Raw genomic sequence first — 24613 nt, 5'->3', positions numbered from 1 at the left:
TTACCTCAAGGATAAACGAAATAAACGTTCTGTATTGTGTCGTGTATGATTGGCTATGGTTTCAACATCAGTCTGCTTTAAATGTGCGATCATCTTGCAGATATAATGAAGATAAGCGGGTTCATTTCGATGTAACTTTGGCTTTGGGGTGATGTTTCGAGGGATCAAAAAAGGCGCATCTGTTTCAATCAGTAAGCGATCGTTTGGGATATATTGAATCAACTCTTGAAGTTCTAAACCCCTGCGCTCGTCACATACCCAGCCTGTAATACCAATATAGAGCCCCAAATCTAAATAACGCGTGAGTGCCGCTTTGTTGCCGGTAAAGCAATGCACTACACCCGAAGTATTGTGCTTTTTTACTAAATGATACAGGTCGTCGCTTGCTTCGCGTTCATGCATGTAAGCAGGTAAATCCAGATCATTGGCAAGTATTAGCTGTTTTTCAAAAACCTCACGTTGCACATCACGAGGTGAAAAGTCACGATGATAATCTAAGCCGCATTCACCAACGGCTTTACAATTTGGATGTGCTAAGAGAGCAGTGAGTTCACTAATAAAGTGCTCTGGCGCATCAACTGCATAATGAGGATGGATCCCCGCAGTTGAAAAAAAACCGTAGCGATTTGCATCGGCAAGTGCACGCTCGCTTTGAGTCAGCTCGGTGCCAATTAATAATAAATTAGCAATGCTCGCTTCTTTTGCTCGCGCTAAAACGGCATCACGGTCTTTATCAAATTGTACATTGCAGAGGTTTACTCCAGCATCTATTAATGTCATCGTCATTATGAAACGCGTTTAACTCGAATGCTTTTATTGCCATCTTGTAGTTTTAACAAGAAAGAGTTGAAAGCGCCACGAGAAATCACGATCGTTTGGCCTGCATTGACACGAAAGCCATCAGTCCCTATTTGTCGCCACACTTGGTCGTTATCTAAAGTTAAAATTAACTCGCCGCGCGGTGCTCTAGTTACCGTATTAATAATTGCAATTAAAGTGTCGGTTTCTTCGGTTTCATTTTCTTGTTTGTGCTCTAGGCCAAATACTGCTTGTGGATCTGCTTGTGGAGCTGGCGCTGTTCGTAGGGTGACACTGGCAGTGACCGTTGTTTTTTCTGGATTAACGATACTGTTGGCTACTTTGTCGTAACACATTAAGCGGTGGAGGTCATTTTCAATCGTCAGGCATTGTTCTAATGTTTGCGTTTCAGCCGCTAGGCCGCTAAACGAACTTAAGCATAGTAGTGCCAATAATTTATTTTTCATTCTTGTTGTTCCATTTCTTCTGTTGATTGTTTTTTTGAATAAAATGAAGCCAAAACTAAGCCTAATTCAAATAAGGCTAACATAGGAATAGCCAGTAAGGTTTGTGATAACACATCTGGGGGTGTTAAAAACATCGCCAATACAAATGCGCCGACAATAATATAAGGCCGTTTATTCTTTAAATCTGCTGTTGTTGTCATACCGCTCCAGCATAACAGCATAATGAAAACAGGAATTTCAAACGCTATGCCAAAGGCGAAAAATAACTTAAGTACAAAATCAAGGTAGCTACTGATATCAGGAGTTAACGTCATGACATCAGGCCCAATACTAGTAAAAAAGCCTAAAATAATCGGAAAAACTACAAAATAACTAAAGGCAATACCGCTATAAAATAGCAGCACGCTTGAAATGAGCACAGGAATAAGCATCTTTTTTTCATTTTGATATAAACCAGGTGCAATAAAACTCCAGACCTGATGAAGCACAAAAGGAAAAGCCAAAAATAGCGCGGCAAATAAAGTGAGTTTAAAAGGTGCAAAAAATGGTGCAGTGACATCGGTTGCGATCATGCTGGCATTGGCAGGTAAATGATCGATTAATGGCGTGGCAACAAAACTATAAATATCGTTGGCGAAGTAAACTAAACTGAGGAAAATAATTAAAATTGCGAACATGGCTCGCATTAAGCGGTTTCTTAGTTCAACTAAGTGGCTAATAAAGCCTGAATGTGCCTGCTGGCTAGTCATTTTTTTTATCTTGTTCAGGAGGTGGTTCAACAGGTTTAAAACTATGAGTAACGGATTGAGCTGCTTGGCTAAGTTCTGCAATAGAGCGCTGTAACTCAGGTGACAAGTTGTTCATGCCTTGCTCTTCGGCTTTTTTTAGATTTTGATGCAGTTCATGCACCCGTAATTCTTCACTGATTTCAGCTTGCACTGAATTACCAAACTGTTTTACGCTTTTTATCCAGCGCGCAACGGTGCGCACCGCAACAGGTAAGCGCTCAGGCCCAAGTACAATTAGGCCAACAACAAAGATAACAACTAGCTCCCAAAAGCCCATAGTTAGGCCTTATCTTGCTCTTTAGTGTTAGTCGTATTTGGCTTTACTTCCGATTCTTTGTGGCTCAGATTGTTTGCGTTTGCGTTTGCGTTTGCGTTTGCGTTTGCGTTTGCGTCAGGGCTGACTGACTCTGAGTTGTCTTCCGACACGGCTTTTTTAAATCCTTTCACTGCATTGCCTAAATCACCACCAATATTTCGCAGTTTTTTAGTGCCAAATAGCAAAACGATAATTGCTAATATAATAATTAATTGCCAAATGCTAATGCCGCCAAAACCCATTTGCTTAGTCCTCTAAAAAATTTTGTTTATTATACGCCCGAATCAGTAAAAATCATCTGCTTTCACGCCGATAATGCTGATGATTATGCGCTTTGAGTTGTTATTTTGCTTTGCTCCACGCGCAGGTAAAACAAATTGCTGCAAAGGCAAAGCAGCCGATAGCAAAAGGTTGATTCGCAGAGACATAAAAAATGCTAGCAATAACTAAACTACTGCATGCTAATAAGCCCAACAAAAGAGGTTTTAGTTTAATATCATGATTGATCTGTGGCTGATGTTGATATTTGTGTTGATTTTTAAGACTGTTGTAAATTAAATCAGGTAGTTCGGGTAGTTTTTCACCCCAAAATGGTAAATTAGCTTGAAGGTTTTTAAGTACAGCCATTGGGCCTACTTGATCTTTAACCCATTGCTCTAAAAAGGGTTTGGCTGTTTTCCATAAGTCGAGTTGTGGATACAGTTGGCGACCAAGTCCTTCGACATACAGTAATGTTTTTTGCAGTAAGACTAACTGCGGTTGTACTTGCATGTTGAAGCGTCGTGCAGTGTTAAATAAATTAACTAAGACATGGCCAAATGAAATTTCAGCTAATGGCTTTTGAAAAATAGGCTCGCAGACGGTACGAATCGCAAATTCAAATTCTTCGACATTGGTTTCGGCAGGCACCCAGCCAGAATCGACATGTAATTGCGCTACTTTGCGGTAGTCGCGATTAAAAAATGCGATAAAGTTTTCGGCAAGGTAGCGTTTGTCTTCTTTATTGAGCGTGCCAACAATGCCGCAGTCAATCCCAATATATTGTGGGTTGTGTGGGGTGTTGTACGAGACGAATATATTACCTGGGTGCATATCGGCATGGAAAAAGCTATCACGAAAAACTTGAGTAAAGAAAACTTGCACACCGCGTTCAGCAAGCAGTTCTAAGTTAGTGCCTTGCGCTTTTAAGGCGGCTAAATCGGAAACTGGAATACCATAAATCCGCTCCATCACTAGTACATTTTTACGACTGAGATCGCTGTAAATATAAGGGATATAAAGTGCTTCTGAGTTTTCGAAGTTGCGCTTTAATTGAATCGCATTGGCGCCTTCGCGCATTAAATCAAGTTCATCCAATAGGGTTTTTCGGTATTCTTTAATTACTTCAACAGGACGCAGGCGTTTGCCATCGGGTAAAAAGCGGCTGGCTAGTTTCGCCAAATCTTGCATCAGATATAAATCGGCATGAATGATAGGTTCAATATCTGGGCGTATCACTTTAATGACAATCTCTTCGACGTTACCATCAGCTTGAGTGATTTTTGCGCTATGAACTTGAGCAATTGATGCTGAAGCCAGTGGTGTGGAGTCAAAATCGCTGAAGCATTCGCTAATATCACTGAGGCCAAGGGCGGTTTCAATAATGCGCTGTGCAAGTGCACCTTCAAATGGCGGCACTTTATCTTGCAGTAATGCTAGCTCTTGGGCGACGTCGGCAGGTAATAAATCTTGTCGTGTTGAGAGCATTTGGCCAAACTTAATCCAAACAGGGCCTAGGTGCTCGAGTGCTAAACGCAGTTTTTGTCCTGCGGGAGTGTCGGTATGATTATTTCGGATCCAAAAAAAACAAAGTCGTATGGCTTTGAAATACCAAGGTTGCCATTTTTTGGGAACTAAGGTGTCTAAGCCAAAAAATAATAAGGTGTGAATGATTTTATAAAGTCTGGCTACTCGCACGCAAAGATCCTTGTGAATGCTATTTTAGCAATGCATTGATACGTTGTTCTAATTGGGCGCAATCTGCTTTGAGCTCGCGGTTGCGTTGTTTAAATTCATTTAATTCAAGCGGGTGAACCGCGACGCGCAGTTCGTCTTGAAGAAGGGCACTTACGATACCACTGAGTTTTGAGTTCGTATTCACTCGGTTTTGTGCAGCGGTTTTGAGTTGTTTTATGAGTTGAAAGCTGGCCGCATCGCCGATATAAGTAGATAAATGTTCTTCCCAATCAATGTTCAGTTCAGAAAACGCTTTGCTGTAAGTTTGTGCTAAATGCAGATCACCTTCTAAATCAAGTTTGTTTTCACGAATGAGTTGTGTGATTTTACTGGGATCTTTTAATTGTTCTAGGGTCGCTATATCAGCGCTGATGACGCATTCAGCAACGGTTTCAGCAGTACTTAAAATGATCAGTTGTTGCCCTGTATACAGTACAGAAAAGCCTTGCTGCCAATCACGAATATATATTAAGAGGGTTTGCTGCCTGGCGGTTGATAGCATCTGGTGTAAGTTAGGTGATAACTTAAACAGTTGGTTAACCGCGCTTTCTATTAAAGCAATAAGAAGTTGTGACAGCATAAAAATCCTAGAATTTAAATCCTCGGTGTAAAGCGACAATCCCACCGGTTAGGTTTTGATACGTGGTTTGCTCAAAACCGACTTCATTCATCATTTCTTTGAGCGTTTCTTGATCTGGATGCATCCGAATTGATTCTGCCAGATATTGATATGACTCGCTGTCGTTGGCAATGACTTTTCCCATTGTAGGTAAAATATTAAACGAATAAAAATCGTATACTTTAGCTAGTGCCTCTGAACTTGGTTTTGAAAACTCTAATACCAATAAACGACCACCCGGCTTTAATACGCGATGCATAGAAGCAAGAGCTTTGCTTTTATCTGTTACATTTCGTAAGCCAAAGGCAATGGTGATGATATCAAACGTATTATCAGGAAAAGGTAGGGCTTCGGCATTCATTTGCACGTATTCAATATTACCGACTAAACCAAGATTACGTAGTTTCTCTCGGCCAACTTTGAGCATGGAATCGTTAATATCGCCTAAAATAACTTGCCCAGTTTCACTGACAATTTGGCTGAATTTAGCTGTTAAATCACCCGTTCCACCGGCAAGGTCGAGTACCTTGTGACCTTTTCGAACACCAGAACTTGCAATAGTTTGACGTTTCCACAGACGATGAATCCCCATAGACATCAAATCGTTCATCACATCATATTTAGCTGCTACAGAGTGAAAAACGTCAGCCACTAGGCTGGCTTTTTGCTCGGCATCAACGGTTTTATAACCAAAATGTGTCGTGTTGTTTTGCTTCTGTTCCATGGCTTTTCTCTGTGTTTACATGCGCGGCTAGTTTACTTGATTGAGCTACACAATACCAATAACTGAATCAGGATAATGGCAATTTTGCTTTATTGAGGGTGTTTTAATGCGTTTACATTCAGAGAGTCTAAACTATTAAAAACGGGTCAGATTTCTCTATTTTGATTGGCTGGAGATGGTATGGGTTTAGCGCGACATTTGATGAGTTTGTTTACTCTCATTTTTTTAGCCATGTTATTCATAGTAATGTCGGCAGTTATTTTTCAAGGTAAAAAACAAGCTGAACAGCAAAGTATTATGCAGTCAGCATCATTGCTGCGCTTAATTGCTCTAAATGTTGAGCCTCAGTTGACTAGACTCGAGGAGGAGCAATTAAAATTATTGCTAACCGAGACAGCAAAAGCCGCACCATTGAGATTGTTGGCACTGACTGTTGAGGCAACCGACGAGCTGATTTACCAGTATTATCAAAAGCAGAATGAAAGCGCGCCTCTTACTTTTTTGACTCACCAAATAAACCCCGTGAGTTTACCTGTACGGACTATTTTAACCAGTGAAGCGGGGGGGCGTTTTGTTTTGACGCTTCAATTGCAACCTTCAGAGTTAATGCCATTTCTTATGTCGTTTATGCTTTTTTATGTAGGTGTATTTTCGGTATTGCTGATTCTGTTGGTGTTTTATATTAAGCGCTTTGCTCAATCGGTCACTCAGCCTTTATCGGCACTGGCATTGCAAAGTAAAGCAGTAAGCCATAAGCATTATCCTGTTTTAAAAGCGGTTAAAAGTATCAAGGAAGTTGAAAGCTTGGTATTGGCTCATAATGAAATGACGGAACAAATAAAGGCGATGGTGTGCGAATTAAGCGAGCGATTAGAGTTGGCAAAAAAATCCCTTTATAAGGATGAGTTAACTCAGTTAGGTAATCGTCGGTTGTTTATTGCCCAGCTTAACCAAGTGCTGTTTGAAAACGAACTCCATGCTGGGGCGCTTGTTTTTATTCGCCTAAATCAATTTGATGCTATTCGTCAGCAGGAGGGGTTTCAGGTTGCTCGTGCATTTATGGAGGATATCATTCATTTAAGTCAGTTAACTTTGCACCAAGATGCCAATGTAAATTTGTACCGTGTTAATGAATATGAATTTGCTTGTATTCTAACTGACGTTTTACAAGATGATATCATTGATTTGGTGAAGCATTTGTCATTAGAATTTGTTGAGTTGCAAAACCGTTACCAGCGTAAAAAGCAGGTATTAATAGGCGCAACGGTATTTAAATCAAAACAATCTGTTTCTGAGATTTTAATTCGGGTTGATGATGCGCTTAGCATGGCCAAAAAAGAGCCGCATTTATATCATTTTAATCCTGAAAATAGCATGTTGAGCCAAGTGAGTGTGTTATTAAAATCACGAGAAGCTGTATTGCAGGTGATTGATGAAAGTATGCTTAATTTTTGTCAGCAAAAAGTGATGCTCTCTGATAGGTTAAATATCATGTTTGCAGAGGTTTTAAGTGCTTTTACATTTCAAGATCAAGAGATCCCTGCCAAGCTATTACAATCACAAGCTGAAAAGTTTAATTGTGTCGAGTATTTTGATAAGCGCATTATTGAAATGGTAAAAGCTGCGTATTTGAAAAATGATTTGTTGCTTCCTGTCAGTATCAATTTGTCACCTTATAGCATGCTGGATGAAAAATTTATGAATTGGCTGACTGATTTATCTCATTCTTACGCTGATTTTTTTAGCTCGGTAATATGGGAGTTCGATGAACACTCGCTTGGGCAAATTCAGCATGCAGCGGCCATTGTACATAAATTGCAATTGTTAGGTAGTCGTGTCGCGGTCGATCATTTTGGTGTCGGTGAAAATACGCTAAAAATGTTGCGGTTATGGCACGTCGATATCATTAAAATTGATGGTAGTTTTATTCATGATTTGGGTACTGATCGAGCCAATTGGTCTTTTTTAGAAACCATTATTCAACTCGCTCATAGTTTGGGAATTATTGTTGTATGTGAGCAAGTTGAATCAGAACAAGAATCAAATTGGGCTAGGCAATTGGGGGTTGATGGGTTGCAAGGCTTTCAAATTGCACACCCAATGAGTAATTTTAATTTAAAAAATTAGCCACGGTATTGCGGCCTCTTTTTTTAGCAATTAGCATGGCGTGATGTGCATTCGATGTGAGTACAGATAAGTCACTTTGTGCTGATAAATGTGCGATGCCGACAGAAACCGTTATTGAAGGAAGGCGTTTGCCACTGCGGGAGCTAATAAATCTCAGTTTTTCAATACCATTACGAATCTTTTCTGCAATTTCATTTGCTGTTGCTTGCGTTATATCGGGTAACACAATTAAAAACTCTTCACCCTTGTTACGTACAGGGATCCCACTTTCTAAAACGTATGACTGAACTTTTTTTGCTACTTTACTCAGGACTATATCACCAATTAAATGGCCATATTTTTGATTGAATTCATTAAAATGGTCTAAATCAATGGTAATTGCACACAGTGAGTGGTGTTGCTCTTGCCACACGGTAACTTGTTGGTTGAGATAGGCCTGATGATATAAACCTGTAAGAGGGTCGGTATAGCGTATTTTTTTGATTTTATCTAATTCGCCCCGAGTTTTCTCCGTTTCAGCTTGTGCTTGTAAGAGCGTTTCTTGTAATTTTTGTTGTTGGTTTTTTAACTCATACGTTGCATCGATCAGCGATGAAATAATTTGTCGTGATTTTGGCAAGTTGTTTTCATTAATTCCGACCAAGCTCGAGTCTAAATGGGCCAGATACTGATTGACCGCTTGGTGGCTGTCTGAAGTTGAGTGGCTAATTTGTTTCACCACTTTATCAACACCTGTGATTAAGGTGTCTTGGCTTTTACTGTCGAATGACAAGTATTCGTTATACCAAGATTCAATTAAAAAATTATCAAGCGATGTTTTTTGAGAAATACAGTTATTAATTGCTTGATTTAATGCAGGGTGGTTTTCAGAAATGTACGCATAGGCTACATGATAATTGATTGGGATCGGCACCAATTTATGTTGTTCTAAAAAGAGACAAACTTGTGTCATTTTGTCTTGGGCTGTGGCCATGGAATCATGGTACTTCATAATCAACACCGAGCGAAAAAATAGAGGTATATTAAAAAATAGCAATGTCCTTATCGTGAAAATGCAGACCCCATCTATGAGTCTGTAGGCATTAAAAAACAAATTGCTAAGATTTGAAACTCTTTTAAACGAGAATCATTAAAATTCATACTTAAGTGGGTAAATATTGACTCACTTTGTTACAAGCTGTAATTAAGTGATTAAATGATGTGCATTGTAATGATGGGATTGTTAATCAGTTAACCGTATATTGGTTGGCAAGATGAGCCTGCTAAGGTAGCCTCTTTGTAACTAAAGAAGGGTTTATTTATGATAAAAACAATAAAACAGTCACTTATTGCTCTAGGATGCACCGTTGCTCTGAGCGCTTGTGTGACCACACAAAAACTATCTGTCGATACTCAATTTTCTACGCTTGCAGAGCAAGTTGTTGCCTATCGTAAAAGCATTGATCCTTTAGCGCAAAATGGTGCAGTTAATGGTCATTACCTGGCAGATTTATCACCTGCGTTTTTAGCTCAAACAAATGCCCAACGAGAAGCATTTATGCAGCAGTTAGATCAGCTTGATAGTGCGGCGTTAAGTTCTGAAAATCGTATTAACTTAGCTATTTTAAAAGCACAAATTCAAAATAATATCGATGAATACAAGTTTAATGCTCATTATGTGCCGCTCACATCTGAATTTGGTTTTCATTCCGAGCTCTCTTTTATGGTTGCCCGTTCTGATTTTTCAACCAAAGCCGGTTTTGAATTGTATTTAAAAAGATTGGCAGATGTTCCACGCTATTTTAGTGAGAATGTGCACTGGATGAGAGAGGGAATTAAGACTGGTTTAACCCAACCCAAAGTGGTGCTACAAGGATACGAAAGTTCAATAGCTGCACTTATTAATAATGATATTGAAGCTTCTGAATTTTATGGCCCTTTTAAAAACCAACCGTTAGTTTTAACGGCTGACGAGTTTGCAGAATTTCGTTTACAAGCTAAAAAAGTGATTCATGAGAAGGTGAATCCTGCTTTAGAACAATACTATCAGTTTTTTATCAATGAATATTACCCAGCAGCTCGAGAGCAGATTGGTATTTCAACTACGCCCAATGGTGCTTCTTTTTATGCAAATCGGGCTAAATATTATACGACAACCGATATGACGGTAGAGCAAATCCATCAATTAGGTTTAAGTGAGGTGGCGCGTATTCGCAACGAAATGGAAGAGATAATCAAAAGTGTGAATTTTAATGGCTCGTTCGCAGATTTTATTCACTTTTTACGTACGGATCCGCAGTTTTATGCCACAACACCTGAGGAGTTATTAAAAGAAGCGTCATTTATTGCGAAAAAAATGGATGCGCAATTACCTAAATTATTTAATCATTTACCGCGTATTCCATATGGCGTCGCGCCTGTGCCACACAGTATTGCTCCTAAATATACTACAGGGCGTTATGTTGGGCCAAATCGAGATGATCAGCCGGGTTATTATTGGGTTAATACCTATGGTTTGGATAAGCGTCCGCTATATGTATTGGAGGCGTTGACCTTACATGAGGCTGTGCCAGGCCATCATTTACAAATATCTTTAAACAGCGAGTTAACGCATTTACCTGATTACCGTCGCGACTCGTATATTTCTGCGTTTGGTGAAGGCTGGGGCTTGTACTCAGAGTGGCTAGGACTTGAAGCTGGTTTCTATCAAGATCCATACAGTAATTTTGGCCGCTTAACTTATGAAATGTGGCGTGCAGCTCGCTTAGTGGTTGATACCGGGATGCATATGTATGGTTGGAGTCGTGAGAAAGCGATGGCGTATATGCAAGATAATACCGCCTTGTCGCTTCATAACGTTAAAACAGAAACGGATCGTTATATTTCTTGGCCAGGTCAGGCGCTCTCTTATAAGGTGGGTGAATTAACCATAAAACGGTTGCGTCAACAGGTTGAGTTAGCGCTTGGTGAGCATTTTGATGTACGTGAATTTCACAATCAAATATTAAAAAATGGTTCTGTTCCTTTGTTTGTATTAGAGCAGCAAATAGAACAATATATTAACGAAACAAAAATGCGGGTAGAGAATTAGGTAAGAAATCAGGCTGCTTCGCCTTGCTCAATCATTTTTTAAATAAAGTGTTTGAACTCGGAGGTACATACGAAGCAGCCTAGGGCCCCCGATACTGTTATCGTTGGCAGCTTTGCAATCATAGGATTATCCCTTAGACCAACAGCTTTGCGTCCTTAGTTTTCACTAAGTTTGCCCTTTACGAACTATGACAGTTCATTTTTGAGTTTAGCTGCATAATTGATACCTGTCATTAAGGTGGCTAAAGAGTTTTTTAGTTTGTTGTACATTTATCTGTGCGGCATAATTCGGTGCAGCTATTAAGTAAAATGATTAAATGGATGTCGTCGGAATGTTAAATGAATTTATTAGTTAAAAAGTTATTACTCGAATTTCGAGTTCATATTGAAAAAGTAAGTTGGGCCTTTGTTATTGCAGCAGTGTTTACGCATTTGTTACTTACTTGGTGCGTACTTTTTTTGGCTGGAGAGGCAAAATTAGTCGATCTTCATCATTATTTGTATTACTACATTGTCACCACTTCAACAGTCGGTTATGGTGACTTAAGCCCAAGCACTGATTTGGGTAAGTGGTTTGTGGCAATCGTTCAGATACCTTTTGGCTTGGCACTTTTTGGTGTGTTACTGGGTAAAACAGGTCAAACAATTACGGATAAAATAAAACGTTCTATGACAGGTGAAAATAGTTTTAATCATTATATAGGCCATATCATTATTTTTGGATGGCATGAAAAACGGACAAGTAAAATTATTGAGCATATTTTGGCTGATAATAAACGTGTTGCACGACGAATTTTACTTGCAGTAACAGATGATATTCAGCATCCTTTTGCCACAAACCCACATGTCGATTTTGTTAAGTTAATTAGTTATACCGACCTTGAGCAATTGCAGCGCGTTGCGATTGCGCAAGCCGATAAAATTATTGTTGACGGTAAAGATGATGACCAAACTTTTACAACTTCGTTACGTATTAGCAAGTTAGTAAAAGCGGACTGTCATATTAGTGCGTATTTTAATGACGATAGTAAAATTGAGATGCTGCGAGATCATTGTGGCAATGTTGAATGCAGCAGCTCTAAATCAGCTGAAATGCTGGTGCGGGCAATGCAAGATCCTGGCTCAAGTCGTGTGCATGAAGAGTTACTTTCAACGCTATATGGGGATACTCAATTTAGTTTGGTTGTGCCTCAAGGTGTGGCTGAATTGGTTTTCTCAAAAATATTCCACGTGTTTAAAGATCGTCACAATGCAATCGTATTGGGTGTTGCACGCTCAAGGATTGGTGATGAGTTAGAACTAAATCCACCACTGGATTATTGTGTAAAAGCAGGAGATGTATTGCATTACATTGCTGCTGAGCGCGTATTAACAACTGAAGTTGAGTGGTTGGTATTAGCAAAGTAAAAATTAAATATAATTGAACCTAACTTAACGGATCTTTAATGTTGGGTTTAGGTTCACCTCGCCTTCGTAATCAATGGTTGCTACTACATTGTCACAAATAGCGATGGCTAAATGAGTGCCATCTGACGCGCGTGTAAACGCAAGTTGATAACCATATTGATTGAGTTTATTTAATGCTAGCTTTTGCGCTAACGTTAATAAGTGCCAAAAAGCCTCAAGATCGGGGTTAGTTAAGCGACGCTCATCATCAAACTGTTGATTTTCTGATTTTAAAAGTACAGACATGTTCTTCCCAAATTAGTTACTCAAGGTTAATTTTATTTTTATCTACCAGCGCTGTCTAGTTTATTTTCTTATAGCACAAGGTGGATTGGTATTAATATCGCCTTCTGCATCAACGGTAATATAGTGTTCATCCAGTACTAAATAGGCCAGAGAATTGCTTATGGTAATGCGAATAAAGGCCAGATTATAGCCATAACGATAAAGTTCGGTAATTGATGCTTGTTGTGCCATTGAAAGCAACGGCCAGTTTTCGTTATCTGTTAGCTCCTTCATGCGCCGCTCTATTGTCATAATTCATCATTTTTTAAAAGCTGTTCTCGTTAGTTTAGTTAACATTAGCGGTTTGGCTATAAGTATTGATAATGTGCAGCCATTGCGAGTCAGTCACCGGCATAACAGATAGACGACAGCCTTTTTGCGTGAGGACAAAATCAGTGAGATTCGAGTCAGCTTTTAACTGTGTTAACGAAATTGGGCGTTTAAATTGTTCAACAAATTTAACGCTCACTTGTAACCAACGTGGAGAGTCGGGTGAGGATTTTTTATCAAAATACTCGCTGTTTAGGTCAAATTGGCTTGGATCAGTATGGGCTGTTTTTACGATAGTGGCAACGCCTACAATTGCAGGTTGTTTGCAGCTTGAATGATAAATAAACACTAAATCACCTAATTTAACACCATCACGTAAAAAGTTGCGGGCTTGGTAATTGCGCACGCCTTCCCAATCGGCGATATTTTTGGTCTCTAAGTCATTAATAGAAAAAACATCGGGTTCGGTTTTAAACAGCCAATAAGCCACAAGAGATCCTTAAATAGAGTATTTTCACTAAATTTAGTGGCAGCATGTTACTGCAAGTTGATATAGTGACTTTATCATGAGTCAGCCTATGAAAGAATGTGCAATGAGCCAAGTATTAGATGATCTGCTCGCGTTATTGAAATTAGAAACCATTGAGCAAGGTATTTATCGAGGACCGAGCCAAGACCTCGGATTTAAAGCTGTGTTTGGTGGCCAAGTTATGGGGCAGGCTTTATCTGCTGCTAAAGAAACAGTGCCTGAAGAGCGAAAGGTGCATTCACTTCATTCGTATTTTTTACGCCCAGGCGATGTTACTAAACCTATCGTATATGATGTCGAAACCATTCGTGATGGCAAAAGCTTTAGTACTCGACGTGTCAGCGCTATTCAATACGGTAAACCTATCTTTTATATGACCGCATCTTTTCATTGTGATGAACCGGGAGTCACTCATCAAGCGCCGATGCCTAATGTACCGGGTCCAGAACAGCTGCGGTCATCATTGGATTTTTATCGTGAAAATGCGCATTTAATCCCTGAAAGTATTCGAAATAAAATTATTTGTGAAAAACCGATAGAGATGCGTCCGGTGAATTTTCAAAATCCATTTAAACCAGAGGTAACTCATCCTGAGCGTTATGTGTGGTTTAAAGCCAATGGTGAAATGCCTGATGACTTGCGAGTTCATAAATATTTATTGGCGTATGCCTCTGATTTTGAGTTTTTACCTACCGCATTGCAGCCTCATGGCTTGTCATTTTTACAGCCTAATATGCAAGTCGCTACAATTGACCATGCGATGTGGTTTCATCGTGAATTTCGAATGGATGATTGGATTTTGTATGCTGTTGATAGCCCATCAGCCAGTGGTGGTCGTGGTTTAGTGCGCGGGCAATTTTTTAATCAGCAAGGTCAGCTTATCGCTTCTACGATGCAAGAGGGTGTGATCCGAAGTTATCCTGAAAGTTAGTTTTTTATAAGCCCAACACGATTCAGTGGTGGGCTTTTTATTAGCGTAATAAGTAAAAAATGCTCAAGCCTGCCAGTGATGTGAAATAAATATTCTTGGTGCGAGCCGCAACTGCGATAGCCACAAGTGCTGCGGGAATATACGGGTTATGCCAGTCAAGTTTCAATTCTCCTTTTTCTAGCAGCACGATTGGCACCCAAATCGCGGTAAGCACAGCGGGTGCGCTATAACTTAAAAATTGCTGTAGCTTCGGCCCAACAGAAAAAGGGAGTTTATGGTGTAAAAATAAATAGCGGCTACTGAAGGTTACGCAGGCCATTAAAATAATTGTGGTTAGCATTATATTTCCTTTCGTTTGCGTATTAATTTTTCACTGGCATAACCGGCACTCATTGCAAGTAGTGCTGCGCCCACTAGCCACAACTCAAAGCCAATCGCTTTAAACCAAGTCGCAAACACCCCAGCGGTACAGACAGTAATAAAAATAGGCCAGTTTTTTATACCTGGGATCACTAACGCAATAAATGTTGTCGCAATGGCAAAATCAAGTCCCATATTTGTTAGGTCGGGTAATAGTGAGCCCGCAATAATGCCCAGTAGTGTCCAGATATTCCAACAGATATAAAAACTAAAGCCGGCACTGAGGGCATAAATTAGCCTGATTTTAGATTGATACGCTTTGGGGTGGTGTGAAAAAGCAAATAGTTCATCGGTTAATACAAAACTGATAGGTAATCGCCAGCGTAGTGGTTGGGCAATGATTTTATGACGAATACTTAAGCCATATAAAAAATGGCGCGAGCTGATAATAAACGTAGTAAACAATATGGTGATAAGCGGTGTATTTTGGCTGATTAACTCAATGGCAACCAGTTGGGCAGATCCTGCAAACACCAGCAATGACATCAGTTGTGTTTCTAATGGGGTAAAGCCATTTTGTACCGCTAAAGATCCACATAAAATTCCCCATGGGATCACGGCCAAGTTGAGGGGTAACATATCCCAAAAGCCTTTCTGCAGGGCTTTGTTCATGTTTAGTTCCTTTTATTGTTTATGTTTAGGGTTGAATGAAGCTGGTTTGGTTATTTGAGCAAAGGTATCGAGTATATCGAAGCTATCAAACAAAGCTTCTATAAAATAACTCATTACGACGAAAATATAAGCTGTTTAATCGTGTTCGATTAGTTCATCGCGATGATACATGGCATCATAGTACAGTGTTTTAATTAGAAGATTTGAAAGATGATTACAGAAAATAAACAACCGATTAAGGTATGGGATGGCTTTATTCGTTTTTTTCATTGGGCGCTAGTAGGCTTAATTGCACTGCTTTATTTTAGTGGCGAAGAAGGGTGGATGTCGGTGCACTTTGTGGCTGGGTTTAGTGTGTTAACTTTGGTGTTAACGCGCTTAATTTGGGGGGTATTTGGCAGTGATACCGCAAAACTAAGTCGTTTATTTCATGGGCCAAAAGCGGTGTGGCAATCAATAGTGAGGCCATTAGAAACGGTGGGTCATAATCCGGCTGGCAGTTATATGGTAGTGCTCTTCTTTGGTTTGATTTTAGCGCAAGCTTTGTCTGGCTTAATGACTACTGATGATATTTTAGTTGAGGGGCCGCTAGTGGCAGCCGTTGACTCGGCGTGGGTTGAACTTGCAAGTAGCCTGCACCGACTAATTTTTGATGGGTTATTGATTGCAATTGGGCTGCATATTTCAGCCATTATTATCTATCGGTTGCGTGGTAAGCCTTTGGTTAAAGCGATGTTTACAGGGCGTACTCAAGCAAGCGCAAGCGTTCAACCTCAAATTAAATCAGGTTGGGTTGCGTTTGGTATTTGGCTGGTATTGCAAGTCATTATTTTCAGTACGTGGGGGCGTGAGTCGCTAATCTCTTTATTTAACTAACCAAAGCTCAGGTTAACTAGGCGTGCTGATTTTGTATGTTTGACAGCGGTTGGTTTGGTATTCATACAAGACAAGGTCGCACTTAGGTTTAAGTTTTTGATAATGAAGAATGAATAAAAAAAGCGCTGAGCGCTTTTTTTATTCAAAGAGGTAAGCGAGAAATGCTTAGTCTTTAAAGGTTTTGTGACAATCTTTACAGCCTTTGGCCCAATCGCCAAATGCTTTGCCAATAACGGCTTGATCGCCAGATTGAGCAGCAACGGCAAGTTTGTCGGCGTAGTCTTGAAACGCTACCGCTTTTTTCATGAATTCATCGTTTTGCGACCACACAGTAGCAAGTGCACTGGTTTCGCCTTGATCTGTTCCTGGTGCAAAAGCTTCCCATGGCATTTTAGATAAAGCGGCTGCATTGCGTGCACGCATTTTAAAACGTTCAGCTTCAAAAGGCACTGCGCCTTTGAGCATGTCGCCCATGTCGCTAATTTGTACACGGATCATCGAAAAAGCAGCTTGGCGATATTCAATTGCATCGGCCGGTTTTTCAAAAACGGTGTTAGCCATTACTGGTGTTGCTAATAATGTGCTGAGTAATAAAAGTGTTTTTTTCATCATGTTCACCCCTGAACTAATTATTTATAAAAATAGTTTTACCTGATGCAGCCTTGGAGCGCAATTAAATACGCTTAAATCACCATGTAAAGCATTGGATGGTTAATTATCTAGATCTATATGTGTGAAAATCATGCCGCGGCGCATAGAGCGTGTCGCTAAAAATACTTCAGCTAATAATGATAGCATTGCCAAAATCAGAAATAACATGGCGCCCACAAAGCTAACACCAATCGTAATATTTAGGTTTATTTCCACTAAATGACTCACAAATAACGCCATAACGACTGTGCACACTAATAATGCGCTTAACACGCTTAAGCTAAATGAAATGTGGATGCAGCGTGCGCGTTTCCAAAGGGCTCGTAATTCGGTAGTGAGTAACTTTTTGAGTGATTCATCATCGGTGGTGCGAACTTTTTTTTCTAATTGTCGAGCGCGATCGGTAATGCGTGCTAATCGATTTGATAATACCCCAAGCATTGCAGCAACCCCTGTTATTAAAAAAACAGGTGCAACGGCAGTTTGGATTAATTTTGCCATAGTGAGGATGTTAAGAGCTTCGCTATTCATGTGTGTTAATTGTCTTCATCGCTGTTAATAATGACTACTATGCCGAGTTTATCAAAGTGTCGCAATATTATCGTTAAAGTTCATGAATATCCTAGAGATTGTATATTGATAATGATTGTAAATAGCGTGTTGTAAGTCAGTGTCCGCTTGTGTACCTTGCTAAGGTTCAAAAATAAAATCTTAGGGGATTTATGAAACACACGTTATTTAAAATGTCTGCTCTTTCAGCAGCAATACTAATAACGCTGTCAGGTTGTGGCAGCGATAATGATAAAAAAGCAGTAGTAAAAGATGTTGCTCCGCGTGCAAATAATGTTGAATTAACTCGATTAAAGCATTGGGTGCCGGTTACTGACTCATTAAAAGCAATTGACTCAAATGGCGATGCGTTAAGTTTTAGCTTTGCTGAAAATGGCCAAGCAGTAACAGCCGTTGATGGTGTTTTCCATTTTAGCCATGGAACGTTAACGCTTGATGGTCGTGATTTCACCTACATATCATTAACTGGCCAAGATGCAGTGATTGACTATACCGTTACCGCAAATGGAAAGTCAGCTTCAGCTCAAATTAATATTTCAGGTGTTGAAACGGATCCATTAGCAAATGAGCAGTGGCATTTACGTAATACAGGTCAGCGTGCATTTGCTCGTAGTGATGAGTTTTTAACTGTGATGGCTCAGCTAAACGGTTTAACGACGCAAGATGAAATCGCTCAATATAAGCAAACTCGTTTAGAGTATTTTAATGCTAACTTGACGCGTGTTGGGGCTGATATGAATATTGCGCAAGCTTATCAGCAAGGTGTAACAGGTAAAGGGGTCATTGCCGTTGTTGTTGATTCTGGTTTAGAGGTTCGTCATGAAGATTTAGATGATAACGTATTGCCATATCGTTCACTAAATTTAAACCCTGGTGCATTTGATCAAACAGATCCAACAAAACCAGTTCCTGCGGATGGTATTTATAAGTCATTTGGTGACTTTAGCGACCACGGTACAGCAGTTGCTGGTTTAATTGCCGCCGAAGGCTGGAATGGGATTGGTGGTCGTGGCGTTGCGCCCGATGCTCAGTTGTTAGGCATTAATTATATTAGTGGAAAAGTGCCAAATAGTTTTACAGTACAAAGTATTATTAATGGCCTACCGGGTAGCGGTATTTTATCAAGTGAAGAAGTGCTATTTAACCGTAGTTATGGTTACAACCCAGCGTTATTTTTGCCTGATGATCAGATTGACAATCAGTTAACGAGTTATGCAACTACAGTATTGCGTAATGGCAAAGGCGCTATTAGTGTGAATGCGTCTGGTAATGATTTTGAGTCAGGGCGCCATAACGATGGTGATTTTTGTCAATACTCTGGCACTAACGAGTTAGGTTTAGGCTGTATTGATATGAATGTATCAGCCGCTAATCGCAGTTTAAACCATATTACAGTGGGCGCATTAAAAGCTAATGGTAAGCGTACAAGTTACTCGACATCAGGTAGTGGTTTGTTTTTAAGTGCTCCAGCAGGTGAAGATGGCAAATGGGAACCTGCAATGATTACCACAGACAATATGACGTGTCTTAATGGTTCGTCTGGTTTTCCACTCTTAAACTATCTAGAAAGTTTATATCGCCAACCTTCAGGGTTTGTCGCTGGTTATCACTTTTTTGATTACCCAGGCCATCCGCTTAATGCCAGCTGTAATTACACTAATAGTATGAATGGTACTTCTTCGGCCGCACCAAATACTTCAGGTGTGATAGCGCTTGTTATGGAAGCTAATCCGTCACTTACGGCGCGTGACATAAAACATGTACTTGCATCAACTGCCACTCAAACCGATCCAGATAATGCGCCGATTGTGCGTACAACATCAGATGGTGATTTTACTGCCCATTTAGGTTGGGTTGAAAATGCCGCTGGTTATAAATTTAATAACTTTTATGGTTTAGGTCGCGTAAATGCGGGCGAGGCTGTAAAAATGGCAAAAGGTTTTACTTCACTTACACCACAAGTTCAAAGTGACTGGTATTTTACAGGCCAAGCGGTTGACGTAGTTATTGGTGAAGCTGGACCTGCATTTGTAGCTCAAGGTGAGCCTTTAGCATTAACGGTACCTAATAATTCAGCTGTAGGTGCAAGTCATAGCATGGTGGTTGATTCAGAATTGGTGGTTGAAGCGATGCAATTTAGCTTTACCATTGCAAACCCTGAAACTCGTTTTGATTACAGTCACGAGCAAATTCCAGGTGATATGCAATCATCAGCAGCGACTGATTTAGCAATTGAAGTGACTTCTCCATCAGGTACTAAAGCGATACTTCTTTCTTCAGGGCAAGCAAATTTAACTCCTGCAGTAGCAAGTTCTCGTTATTTTTTAAATGGTTTTGTACACACCCCAAGTGTAAGCTTTTTATCTCATGCATTTTATGGTGAAAACAGTAAAGGCGAATGGACCGTTAAAGTTGTTGATGCTGCTGATCCCGCTCAAGTTGTTTATCTAAATGACGAGCGTAAGTTAAGTGTAGTGTTCCCTAATGAAGCGCCTTCAGTACTTGAAGGTTGGGGTGTTCGTGTGACTGGCCGTGTAGAGTAAGGAATAAAATGATGAAGTTTAAACATATAATGACACTGACGGGTGCATTGGCATTGAATGTCGTTGCTTTTCAAGCAGTAGCACATGAAGAATTAGCGCTACCAACTCAAAAAGCACAGCCATTACCGCAGGTTGCGTTACCTAGTTTTAAAGCAAGTGACCTTAAGCGCAGTGATGACATTGTGGTTGATGGTTATAAGAAAGTGCAAGGAATGAAAGCAGTTCCTGAATTTTTAGCGACACCATCAGAAGTATTGGGTAGCCAAGGTGAATATGCTTTAGTGAGTGCTTCAGGTAACGCCGAAACTCGCAGTGGTTTGTTTGCCGGTGATGTATTAAGAAATAACATTTCAGGTGGTTTAGCTGTTGTAACGGGTAATATTGCCGTTCAGATAGAAACAACTGAAAAGTTAAATGAACTTGCAGACCTGTTAGACCTCACAATAGTAAAAGAGTTAGGTGTGGACATTGTGATTGTAAAATCAGCAAAGCAAGTTGATTTGACAAAGCTTGAAGCAAAAATCCTTTCTTCAGGTTTAGTAAAAACAGCCAAGTTAGAGCGTTTAGAGAACTTAAACCAAGCTTTCTAACGTTGTTTTATTATTAAAATAAAGCTCAAAGGTAGTTTGATTGCCTTTGGGCTTTTTTATTGCTTAGAAAGTATCACCGTTTTTATTGGTTAAATCCACTTCAACGCTAGCTCAATACCTTACATGCTTTATGGTGAATCTGGTTAATGGGCCCACAAGTGCAGTGAAAAATGAGTGTATTTATGTATCACTCTAAACTTGAGTGTGCAAACTGGGTAATGCCTTATAACGATAGCTTTATTTTTATAATCAATTAGTTATCAGATTAGATACATCCTCGAATAATCACAGCCAAATCACCCTCTTGATTTTAATGTTAAAACGATGTTGTTAGGCGGCCCCGCTGGGCTAATTTAGTTGCTTTTATGTTTCTAATAGCGATATAGTGGCCTTCGGTTTACAAACTAAAACATCTAATTAACAATAATGTTCGGAGTAACTATGTCTCAGGGAATTATCAAAAAATCTGCAATCGCATTAGCGGTAAGTGGTGTGTTAATCACGGCACAACACGTATCAGCAGAAACGCAAGTTGCAAAATCAACTGTTGCCACTCAACAGTACTCAGAAGCTGCAATTTCATTAAATGATTTACAAACTAAAGCTCCTTCAGCACACATGATCGTGCTAAAAGCGACGACATCTGTCGATATGTTTACTCAAGGCACTTATACCGCTTCAAAGGGTTCTGCTAGTTTAGCAGCCATTGAAATGGCTCAACGTGAAGTGGCGTTTGAATTATCGAATTTAGATTTTAATGCCAAGGTGATTGGTCGTACTAAAGTGTTAGCGTCATCATTAATTGTTGAAGCAACACCTAAAGCGCTAGAAGAAATCGCTAAAGATGCGCGTGTTGAGCGCGTTCTGCCTATGTTTGATAGTGAATTACATATTGCAGCGTCGGCTGACTATATCAAAGCAACACCTGTTGTTAGTAGTGCAATTGCCACCGGTGCAACGCAAAAAGTTGCGGTACTAGATACCGGTATTGATTATACCCATGCAGTATTTGGCGCTCCTGGTGCGGGTACGGTTGAAGCCTATGAAAGCGCTCAATCTGACCCAACAAGCGTTGCTTGGCCACAAGGTCAAGTGAAAGGCGGTTACGACTTTATGCGCGATGATGCCGATCCAATTGAAAACGATCCTGCATTTGCTGATCCTACAAGCGCGCCTACGAGTCATGGTACGTCAGTATCACATTCTGTAACCGGTATTGCTCCTGAAGTTGAATTGTACGTTTATTCTGTGTGTGGGGGTGGTTGTCCTGGTGCAGCGCAAGCTGCTGCATTAGAAGCTGCAATGGATCCTAATGGTGATGGTGATATCTCAGATCGCGTTGATGTGATCAACATGTCATTAGGTGGAGAGTTTGGTGGTACTTATACTGGTGGTGGTACTCAGTATTTAATCCAACGTGCTGTTGACCTAGGTGTCAACATGGTTATTTCGGCTGGTAATGATGGTGATAATCCATTCCGTATCGGCGGCCCAAGCACAACTCCTAATGCACTTTCTGTTGGTGCAATGACGCATCCAACAGGTGAAGCAACTGTTGGTACTGCAATGATTGCAGGCGTTGAAACAGGTTTTGGTACTGCAAGTTTTGGTGCAGAAGGTGCTTTTAAGTTTACTAATGAAGATGCTGAGCTTGTTTACCCGAGTGAAAATCAAGAAGGGTGTGTTGATTTTTCAGCTGATACCGACTTTACAGGTAAAGCGGTGATGATTGACCGTGGTACGTGTGGTTTCTCTGTTAAGGCACTCAATGCACAAGAGCGTGGTGCTGCATTTGTAATCATCGCTAATAATCGTGCTGGTGCTGCACCGGGTATGGCTGCAAGCCCTGGCGCTGAAGCCGTGACGATTCGCACAGTATCGTTATCTCAAGATGATGCGAACTTACTAAAAGCACAGCTTAGCGCTGGTGAAAAAGCAATGTTTAGCTTTGAAGCAGCAGTTAAGAAAACAGCTGGTGCTGTTGCTGGTTTCTCTTCACGTGGCCCATCAATGGATGGTTTGTTGAAGCCTGAAATTACAGCGCCTGGTACTGATATTATGGTGGCCGATACTGGCACACAAGATAAGTTAGCTCCAGCAACAGGGACTTCTTTCTCAGGCCCAATGACTGCTGGTGCAGTTGCACTTGTTCGCGAAGCGTTACCAGAGCGTAATGCGTTCGAAATAAAAGCAACAATCATGAATGCTGCAAACTTAAATGTGACTAATGATCCTATTGATGCCAATCCGCAAACAGAGCTTGCGCCAATTAGTATGATCGGTGCTGGTTTAGTTGATGTTGAAAAAGCAGTTAAGCTACCTGTTGCTGCGTGGGTATATAATGCTGAATTCGATACTAATCAAGCTGCTTTATCGTTTGGTTTAGAAGTATTAACTAGCACTACTTCAATGACTAAAACGGTCACTGTTAAAAACTTCTCTAAGATGGAGAAAACGTATAATTTACGTACAGAGGCTCGTTATAATAATGATGAACAAAGCGGTGCGTTAATGTGGGATATGCCATCATCAGTAACAATTCCTGCTGGTAAGTCTGTGAATTTTGATGTGACATTAACAATCGATCCTGCCAAATTACCAGCTTGGGAATTAGAGAATCCATTCTCAGCTGCTGATCTAGCTGCTCGTAGCCCTGCGTTAACCAGTTCAGAGTTTGATGGTGCGATCGTATTTGATGACCCATCTACAGATGGCGACCATGACTTACATGTTGTTTACCATGTGTTACCAAAAGCCGCGACCGCGCTGGGTGTAAGTGCTGAAATCATCAATGATAAAGTGCAGTGGGTAGTCGAAAATACAGGCTTTAACGATGTCACACCGCTTGCTGAGAACCTTGTTGCTAAAGGGGTTGTTGATGCCGATAAAGATTTCAATATTCTAGCAACAACGTTTAATGCGCTTGCATTAAATGCGTGTAGAACTGGTGTACTCGTTACAGCTTCAATCAAAATGCGCGATGCTGTAACACATTTACGCCAAGTGGGCACTCAAATGTTGTTTGATATTGATAACGACGGTACCTTTGACTATGCATTTGCTAATTACAATGATGTAGGCCGAAGCGCAGAGATCCCAGGTCGTAGCCGTACGGTATCAGGTCCAATTGTTAATGGTGCTATTCGTTGGTCTTTTGTTACCCCTATGTACCATTCAGCAGGTTCTGATACGGTTACATTCTCTGCATGTAGTGATTTAATTGGTTTAACGGCTGATCAACTAGGTAGCCCAATTAATATCATGGCGTCAGTAGGTTATCCAAGTTACCAATTAGGTGTGTATTCTGAGACTGATAGTTTAGCTGGTACAGCGCCATTCTCATCACCAACAACGGTAAAATTATTAAGTACAACAGATGGCACAACCATGGTTGATACTTTAGCGCCTGGTGAAAAAGCAATTATTTCAGCAGACGGTGCATTTGCCCTTAACACTGACTCATTGCAAGATGTTGTTCAAATGGTGACGGCTGACGAGTTGGCTGCGTTACCAAGTGTTGCAGCGCCTATGCTTGAAGATGCAAGTTTCACAGTATCAGAAACTGCTGCAAATGGCACAGTGATTGGCCAGTTAGTTATTACCGATGCTGCTCTTGATTTGGATGTGGTTGAGTACTATGTGCATTCACAAACAACTCAGGGCGTGGGTGTTAATAACATGGGTCAAGTTGTAGTAACCGATACTGATTTCTTGGATTACGATAAAGGTGATAAAGAAATTACGCTGAAGGTTATTGCGATTGATAAACAAGGTAATGCCTCTAAAGCGGCTACAGTTGTTGTTATGCTTAAAAATGAGTTAGATGAAGCATCTGAGCAGCCAGTGGTTACTCCGCCGCCAGTTGTTCATAAAAAATCAGCGGGTTCTATGGGTTGGTTAGTATTACTTGCAGCACCATTTGCATTCTTACGTCGTAGAAAGCAAAAATAATTAGCTTATAGTTAAATGTTATTGATTTTAAGGCTC

General features: G+C 40.3%; 24 protein-coding genes and 1 riboswitch. Of the genes, 8 read left to right on the top strand and 16 right to left on the bottom strand.

Annotation, left to right across the window (positions count from 1 at the left end):
• The 8 genes from AC3KZC_RS16415 to ubiE form a co-directional block, all read right to left on the bottom strand.
• Positions 1-786: a TatD family hydrolase gene (locus tag AC3KZC_RS16415; protein ID WP_490579937.1), complete on the bottom strand. Its 786-nt coding sequence runs from the start codon at positions 784-786 to the stop codon at positions 1-3.
• Positions 786-1265: a hypothetical protein gene (locus tag AC3KZC_RS16410; protein ID WP_490579938.1), complete on the bottom strand. Its 480-nt coding sequence runs from the start codon at positions 1263-1265 to the stop codon at positions 786-788. Before AC3KZC_RS16410 ends, AC3KZC_RS16415 begins: the two co-directional genes overlap by 1 nt.
• Positions 1262-2014: a twin-arginine translocase subunit TatC gene (tatC, locus tag AC3KZC_RS16405; RefSeq protein ID WP_490579939.1), complete on the bottom strand. Its 753-nt coding sequence runs from the start codon at positions 2012-2014 to the stop codon at positions 1262-1264. The genes AC3KZC_RS16410 and tatC overlap by 4 nt, the downstream gene beginning before the upstream one ends.
• On the bottom strand, positions 2007-2330 hold the full coding sequence (gene tatB, locus AC3KZC_RS16400; protein WP_490579940.1) for a Sec-independent protein translocase protein TatB: 324 nt from the start codon (positions 2328-2330) through the stop codon (positions 2007-2009). The genes tatC and tatB overlap by 8 nt, the downstream gene beginning before the upstream one ends.
• Before the next feature lie 2 nt (positions 2331-2332).
• Complete coding sequence (gene tatA, locus AC3KZC_RS16395) at positions 2333-2611, bottom strand: Sec-independent protein translocase subunit TatA (RefSeq protein ID WP_490579941.1); 279 nt, start codon at positions 2609-2611, stop codon at positions 2333-2335.
• Between the two features lie 100 nt (positions 2612-2711).
• On the bottom strand, positions 2712-4325 hold the full coding sequence (ubiB, locus tag AC3KZC_RS16390) for a ubiquinone biosynthesis regulatory protein kinase UbiB (protein ID WP_490579942.1): 1614 nt from the start codon (positions 4323-4325) through the stop codon (positions 2712-2714).
• Between the two features lie 19 nt (positions 4326-4344).
• Entirely contained in the window at positions 4345-4944 is a 600-nt protein-coding gene (locus AC3KZC_RS16385) for a ubiquinone biosynthesis accessory factor UbiJ (protein ID WP_490579943.1), read from the bottom strand.
• Positions 4945-4951: 7 nt separating this feature from the next.
• Entirely contained in the window at positions 4952-5707 is a 756-nt protein-coding gene (gene ubiE / locus AC3KZC_RS16380; protein WP_490579944.1) for a bifunctional demethylmenaquinone methyltransferase/2-methoxy-6-polyprenyl-1,4-benzoquinol methylase UbiE, read from the bottom strand.
• 180 nt (positions 5708-5887) lie between these two features.
• On the opposite strand from ubiE, the gene AC3KZC_RS16375 reads away from it, so the two are divergent.
• Positions 5888-7834 (top strand): EAL domain-containing protein, encoded by a 1947-nt coding sequence (locus AC3KZC_RS16375; RefSeq protein WP_490579945.1) that lies wholly within the window; start codon positions 5888-5890, stop codon positions 7832-7834.
• Here AC3KZC_RS16375 and AC3KZC_RS16370 read toward each other — a convergent pair.
• Positions 7818-8825, bottom strand: coding sequence for a GGDEF domain-containing protein (locus AC3KZC_RS16370; protein ID WP_490579946.1), 1008 nt, complete (start codon positions 8823-8825; stop codon positions 7818-7820). The genes AC3KZC_RS16375 and AC3KZC_RS16370 overlap by 17 nt on opposite strands.
• A 309-nt stretch (positions 8826-9134) precedes the next feature.
• Here AC3KZC_RS16370 and AC3KZC_RS16365 point away from each other — a divergent pair, with 309 nt between their 5' ends.
• Together AC3KZC_RS16365 and AC3KZC_RS16360 are read left to right on the top strand one after the other, a co-directional pair.
• Positions 9135-10904, top strand: coding sequence for a DUF885 domain-containing protein (locus AC3KZC_RS16365; protein WP_490579947.1), 1770 nt, complete (start codon positions 9135-9137; stop codon positions 10902-10904).
• A gap of 102 nt (positions 10905-11006) precedes the next feature.
• Positions 11007-11090: riboswitch (cyclic di-GMP riboswitch) on the bottom strand.
• Positions 11091-11242: 152 nt separating this feature from the next.
• On the top strand, positions 11243-12310 hold the full coding sequence (locus tag AC3KZC_RS16360) for a potassium channel family protein (RefSeq protein ID WP_490579948.1): 1068 nt from the start codon (positions 11243-11245) through the stop codon (positions 12308-12310).
• Positions 12311-12334: 24 nt separating this feature from the next.
• On the opposite strand, the gene AC3KZC_RS16355 is transcribed toward AC3KZC_RS16360, so the two are convergent.
• The 3 genes from AC3KZC_RS16355 to AC3KZC_RS16345 are packed head-to-tail and all read right to left on the bottom strand — an operon-like array spanning position 12335 to position 13394.
• A complete protein-coding gene (locus AC3KZC_RS16355) occupies positions 12335-12595 on the bottom strand; it encodes a hypothetical protein (protein ID WP_490579949.1) in 261 nt (86 codons plus the stop codon).
• A gap of 60 nt (positions 12596-12655) precedes the next feature.
• Positions 12656-12868 carry a hypothetical protein gene (locus AC3KZC_RS16350; RefSeq protein ID WP_490579950.1) on the bottom strand — a complete coding sequence of 71 codons (213 nt, stop codon included), beginning with the start codon at positions 12866-12868 and terminating at the stop codon, positions 12656-12658.
• A gap of 52 nt (positions 12869-12920) precedes the next feature.
• Positions 12921-13394, bottom strand: a complete 474-nt coding sequence (locus tag AC3KZC_RS16345) for an EVE domain-containing protein (RefSeq protein WP_490579951.1) — start codon at positions 13392-13394, stop codon at positions 12921-12923.
• Positions 13395-13497: 103 nt separating this feature from the next.
• Here AC3KZC_RS16345 and tesB point away from each other — a divergent pair, with 103 nt between their 5' ends.
• The gene (gene tesB / locus AC3KZC_RS16340) at positions 13498-14364 is read left to right on the top strand and encodes an acyl-CoA thioesterase II (protein WP_490579952.1); all 867 of its coding nucleotides are present in this window, start codon (positions 13498-13500) and stop codon (positions 14362-14364) included.
• Positions 14365-14404: 40 nt separating this feature from the next.
• Here the strand turns inward: tesB and AC3KZC_RS16335 are convergent, their stop codons facing one another.
• Positions 14405-14704, bottom strand: a complete 300-nt coding sequence (locus tag AC3KZC_RS16335; RefSeq protein WP_490579953.1) for a branched-chain amino acid transport AzlD family protein — start codon at positions 14702-14704, stop codon at positions 14405-14407.
• On the bottom strand, positions 14704-15396 hold the full coding sequence (locus AC3KZC_RS16330) for an AzlC family ABC transporter permease (protein ID WP_490579954.1): 693 nt from the start codon (positions 15394-15396) through the stop codon (positions 14704-14706). The genes AC3KZC_RS16335 and AC3KZC_RS16330 overlap by 1 nt, the downstream gene beginning before the upstream one ends.
• A gap of 210 nt (positions 15397-15606) precedes the next feature.
• Here AC3KZC_RS16330 and AC3KZC_RS16325 point away from each other — a divergent pair, with 210 nt between their 5' ends.
• Positions 15607-16272, top strand: a complete 666-nt coding sequence (locus tag AC3KZC_RS16325; protein WP_490579955.1) for a cytochrome b/b6 domain-containing protein — start codon at positions 15607-15609, stop codon at positions 16270-16272.
• A gap of 165 nt (positions 16273-16437) precedes the next feature.
• Here the strand turns inward: AC3KZC_RS16325 and AC3KZC_RS16320 are convergent, their stop codons facing one another.
• Entirely contained in the window at positions 16438-16881 is a 444-nt protein-coding gene (locus AC3KZC_RS16320; RefSeq protein WP_490579986.1) for a c-type cytochrome, read from the bottom strand.
• Positions 16882-16983: 102 nt separating this feature from the next.
• The gene (locus AC3KZC_RS16315) at positions 16984-17454 is read right to left on the bottom strand and encodes a DUF2721 domain-containing protein (RefSeq protein WP_490579956.1); all 471 of its coding nucleotides are present in this window, start codon (positions 17452-17454) and stop codon (positions 16984-16986) included.
• Between the two features lie 191 nt (positions 17455-17645).
• Between AC3KZC_RS16315 and AC3KZC_RS16310 the strand changes: the two genes are divergently transcribed.
• The 3 genes from AC3KZC_RS16310 (at position 17646) to AC3KZC_RS16300 (ending at position 24577) form a co-directional block, all read left to right on the top strand.
• On the top strand, positions 17646-20036 hold the full coding sequence (locus AC3KZC_RS16310; protein ID WP_490579957.1) for a S8 family serine peptidase: 2391 nt from the start codon (positions 17646-17648) through the stop codon (positions 20034-20036).
• 8 nt (positions 20037-20044) lie between these two features.
• Positions 20045-20626, top strand: coding sequence for a serine protease external chaperone (locus AC3KZC_RS16305; protein ID WP_490579958.1), 582 nt, complete (start codon positions 20045-20047; stop codon positions 20624-20626).
• 441 nt (positions 20627-21067) lie between these two features.
• On the top strand, positions 21068-24577 hold the full coding sequence (locus AC3KZC_RS16300; protein ID WP_490579959.1) for a S8 family serine peptidase: 3510 nt from the start codon (positions 21068-21070) through the stop codon (positions 24575-24577).
• Positions 24578-24613 lie beyond the last annotated feature (36 nt).

This window comes from Pseudoalteromonas sp. J2K-J031, from assembly GCF_058197095.2.
Note: the sequence above shows the minus strand (reverse complement) of the source record. Positions and strands in the feature narration are given on the sequence as shown.